This window comes from Paenibacillus motobuensis (assembly GCF_039521865.1).
Classification (GTDB): Bacteria; Bacillota; Bacilli; order Paenibacillales; family Paenibacillaceae; genus Fontibacillus; species Fontibacillus motobuensis.
On record NZ_BAAACX010000010.1, the window covers coordinates 1 to 2,946 of the forward strand.

5 protein-coding genes and 1 pseudogene are annotated in these 2,946 nt (G+C 46.5%); 2 read left to right on the top strand and 4 right to left on the bottom strand.

Annotated features, from left to right (window positions below; translation table 11 throughout):
- Positions 1 to 119 precede the first annotated feature (119 nt).
- The 3 genes from ABD014_RS14140 to ABD014_RS14150 all read right to left on the bottom strand — a co-directional run bounded on the left by ABD014_RS14140 (position 120) and on the right by ABD014_RS14150 (position 1,706).
- A complete protein-coding gene (locus ABD014_RS14140) occupies positions 120 to 278 on the bottom strand; it encodes a hypothetical protein (RefSeq protein WP_343862158.1) in 159 nt (52 codons plus the stop codon).
- Positions 279 to 388: 110 nt separating this feature from the next.
- Positions 389 to 640, bottom strand: coding sequence for a DUF3653 domain-containing protein (locus ABD014_RS14145; RefSeq protein ID WP_343862160.1), 252 nt, complete (start codon positions 638 to 640; stop codon positions 389 to 391).
- The gene (locus tag ABD014_RS14150; protein ID WP_343862162.1) at positions 633 to 1,706 is read right to left on the bottom strand and encodes a hypothetical protein; all 1,074 of its coding nucleotides are present in this window, start codon (positions 1,704 to 1,706) and stop codon (positions 633 to 635) included. The genes ABD014_RS14145 and ABD014_RS14150 overlap by 8 nt, the downstream gene beginning before the upstream one ends.
- A gap of 140 nt (positions 1,707 to 1,846) precedes the next feature.
- Between ABD014_RS14150 and ABD014_RS14155 the strand changes: the two genes are divergently transcribed.
- Both ABD014_RS14155 and ABD014_RS14160 read left to right on the top strand, forming a co-directional pair.
- Positions 1,847 to 2,050, top strand: coding sequence for a hypothetical protein (locus tag ABD014_RS14155; protein WP_343862164.1), 204 nt, complete (start codon positions 1,847 to 1,849; stop codon positions 2,048 to 2,050).
- An 18-nt stretch (positions 2,051 to 2,068) separates the two neighbouring features.
- Positions 2,069 to 2,566 (top strand): DUF2321 domain-containing protein, encoded by a 498-nt coding sequence (locus ABD014_RS14160; protein ID WP_343862166.1) that lies wholly within the window; start codon positions 2,069 to 2,071, stop codon positions 2,564 to 2,566.
- On the opposite strand, the pseudogene ABD014_RS14165 reads toward ABD014_RS14160, so the two are convergent.
- A pseudogene (locus ABD014_RS14165) lies at positions 2,563 to 2,946 on the bottom strand (ATP-dependent DNA ligase); the annotation flags it as partial. The gene ABD014_RS14160 and the pseudogene ABD014_RS14165 sit on opposite strands and share 4 nt — an antisense overlap.

A 2,946-nucleotide genomic window follows, 5' to 3' on the forward strand; every position in this document is an offset into this window, starting at 1 on the left:
AATCGGTTTCTATACCTGTAGATAACTAATCGAACAAAATACAACCATTTGGACGAAAAAAAAACGGGAACCCAACGTTTATTTAACGTCAGATTCCCGTCTTCTATCGTATTAATCGATTAAACAAGTTTGAAATCGTTATAGTCTATGTCATCGAATCCGTTCTCGGCTATGAACTTCTCCTCGTCAAACCCAACAAGCTCCAGCGCTTCTCCGACTGTTAAGCTCCGGTTAGTTAAGACCTCGCCTACCAAAATATCTTCGTAATAGATTTTCATCCTCATTCGCTCCCTTGGTTTATATTCGCGCCGTCCCTTGCTGTTGATTTAATATTAACACACCTATACATAATTGTATAGGGGAACAAAATACGAACATATCATCAACTTTACGGAAGCAAATGCCGGATAGTCTCGTATTTCCACTTTTTGTCGTGATCAAATGGCGGCAGCGTTCCGCGTCTCAACCGATCCGCTATAGCCCCGCGAGTAACCCCGAGTGCTTTGGCGAGGTCAGCTTGCGTATATTCGCGCGGCTCAACGTCCTCCGGCTTATATTCGCGGCCTGACGGACTGATTAGCGCATTCCCGGATATTTTCCACCCGCTCCAATCGCCTGTTCCGATCCAGTCGTTATTCATCGATATTCTCCCGCTTTCTTCTTTGATATTCGCGTTGCTGTTCCATTATCTTCTCGTTTATTATCGGTCGTGGTCCGAGCGGGCACTTCCGACCACACGCCGTAATATTTTTACTTCGTAGATTCGCATCGCTAACAATGCGCATGTTTCCGCAATCACATTCACAGAGCCAACGGCTGCCTTGACGTTCTTTTACAACAAGTCGACCGTATCGTGTGCCGATAAAGGCATCGTCATTCACTCGCGCCAAACAACCGCAGGACTTCGTATTACCACTTCGCAAACTTTCCATTTTAACGATGACTTCGTTTCCACAGTCACAGTGGCAAAGGAACCGGCGGTGCTTCCCTTCTTGCGCGACTTCGGACACTACAAAAAGCTTGCCGTAGGTTTCTCCGACAATATCCATCCGCTTCCTTCCGCGACTCTGTTCTAAGAGGGGCTTATGATACTTTTCCTCTGCAGCTTTTCGAGCGGCTGCCGCGCGCTCTTTACTGGCATACTCGCCCAGGTATATTTTCTGCCCTTTTACTCCGATATGTGCGCGGTACCTGCCGCCCTTTACTGGAGATACGCCTTTAATACCGGTGCTACTGTCCGCGCGAAGCTTACTCATCAGAAGCGGCACGAACACACCATTATTACGGAGATTCTTATCGTTGTATTCTTGGAGTTTTGCGCCAATCTCCCGTTTATGGCAGCCGCAGGAAGTCGTTTCGCCGCGCGTTAAATAAACCCCGGCTGTCTCAATGATATTTCCGCAGTCACACCGACACTCCCTCGCGGCCTTTCCGGATTGGTGGTTCGTTGCGGCTCGTTTAATAACCGTAAGTTTTCCGAATCGCTTTCCGGTGAGATTGCGTGTATTCCTTGCCGATGTGCGCTCCCTATTTAGGCAGCCGCAGGATTTCGCCTTTCCAGAGCGCAGTTGAGGCATGGTGATTTCTTTTTCGTTACCGCAGTCACACCGACAGAGAAAAACCCGGACATACCCACGGGGTTCGACCTCTTTAAGTACAGTAAGACGTCCGTAACGTTGCCCTGTAATATCTATTCTTCGCGCCATTTAATACAAGCCCCTTTTGTGTAGTAACTCTATTATATTAGACCTACACTTTATTGTGTAGGAGAACATATGCGATTTCACCCACATTTTTCCGCAAATTATGGTAAAATTTCGGTATACATACGAAAGGGGCTGTCGAAATGACGCGGAAATCACGTTTCATGAAGCCGCTGACTTCCGATATTCACTTTTATACCGCGCAATTGGATCGGAGTCCGGTCGTGGTTTTCATCGCGGGAGAGCTTGTTGGAAGTGGTAAGATCGAGGGGATAACGGAGAATAGCGTGAGGATCGGTGGCGAGCGGTATCTTCGTGAGAATTGTACGTTTAAATATGTGGGATAAGATAGGGAGGAGAATTTGTTGGAAATAAATAACCCGTATGGGACTGCGCAAATATGCCTAAATGGTCATGTAATCGTGGATACTATCGAAGAATATCGTTATGATATGAAAGCCTATTGTGACAAATGTGGGCAGCCCACTATAACAAGCTGCCCTGACTGTAAGAGTTTAATAAGAGGGAACGAAAAGTCAAATGACTGTGGTTATATTATTTTCGACGAATATGAAAAGCCTAGCTTTTGTATAAGTTGTGGCAACCCTTACCCATGGACGACAAGAGGGATCGCTGCCGCGTCGGAGTTAGCTGATTTAGTAGATGAGTTTAGTACTGAGGACAGAGAGCTATTAATTAAGAACTTAGCCGACTTAGCTTCAGAGACTCCTAGAACGAACGTGGCCGCTATTCAGGTGAAAAAAATTCTTCGGAATACAGAACCACATATTAGAACGGCATTTAAGGATACGTTAAGTAGTATTATTAGTGAGCCAATTATCAAACTCATATGGGGTTCCTAAACTATAAACCTCTCAAACACTGGACTCCGCAGCATCCCCGCACGAGTCCAGTTTCGCATCTTCACCTGCGCTCTTATCCGCGGCTCCACGTATACAAAATCACGATCCTCTCCGGTAACTAACTGCTTGACCACGCCATAAAACGCCTTCTTGTGCGTAGGTGTTGCGCCTAACTCGATTATCCCGGCCGGACGTATCCTGCCCTGATCATCCACGACGCCTGCAAGCCACCCGAATTCTTCCTTTTTATATCCCGTGATATAAACATTTGCATGCGACCAGTTAATAACTTTTCGCCAGTTGTCGGATCGGTATCCCGTTTCATAGACGCTATCTTTCCGTTTGCCTACAACACCCTCCATACCGCGAGATTGAATTTG

Excerpts from the sequence above, each read along its gene's own strand:
- ABD014_RS14140 (WP_343862158.1), bottom strand. The coding sequence starts at position 278 with ATGAAAATCTATTACGAAGATATTTTGGTAGGCGAGGTCTTAACTAAC.
- ABD014_RS14145 (WP_343862160.1), bottom strand. The coding sequence starts at position 640 with ATGAATAACGACTGGATCGGAACAGGCGATTGGAGCGGGTGGAAAATA.
- ABD014_RS14150 (WP_343862162.1), bottom strand. The coding sequence starts at position 1,706 with ATGGCGCGAAGAATAGATATTACAGGGCAACGTTACGGACGTCTTACT.
- ABD014_RS14155 (WP_343862164.1), top strand. The coding sequence starts at position 1,847 with ATGACGCGGAAATCACGTTTCATGAAGCCGCTGACTTCCGATATTCAC.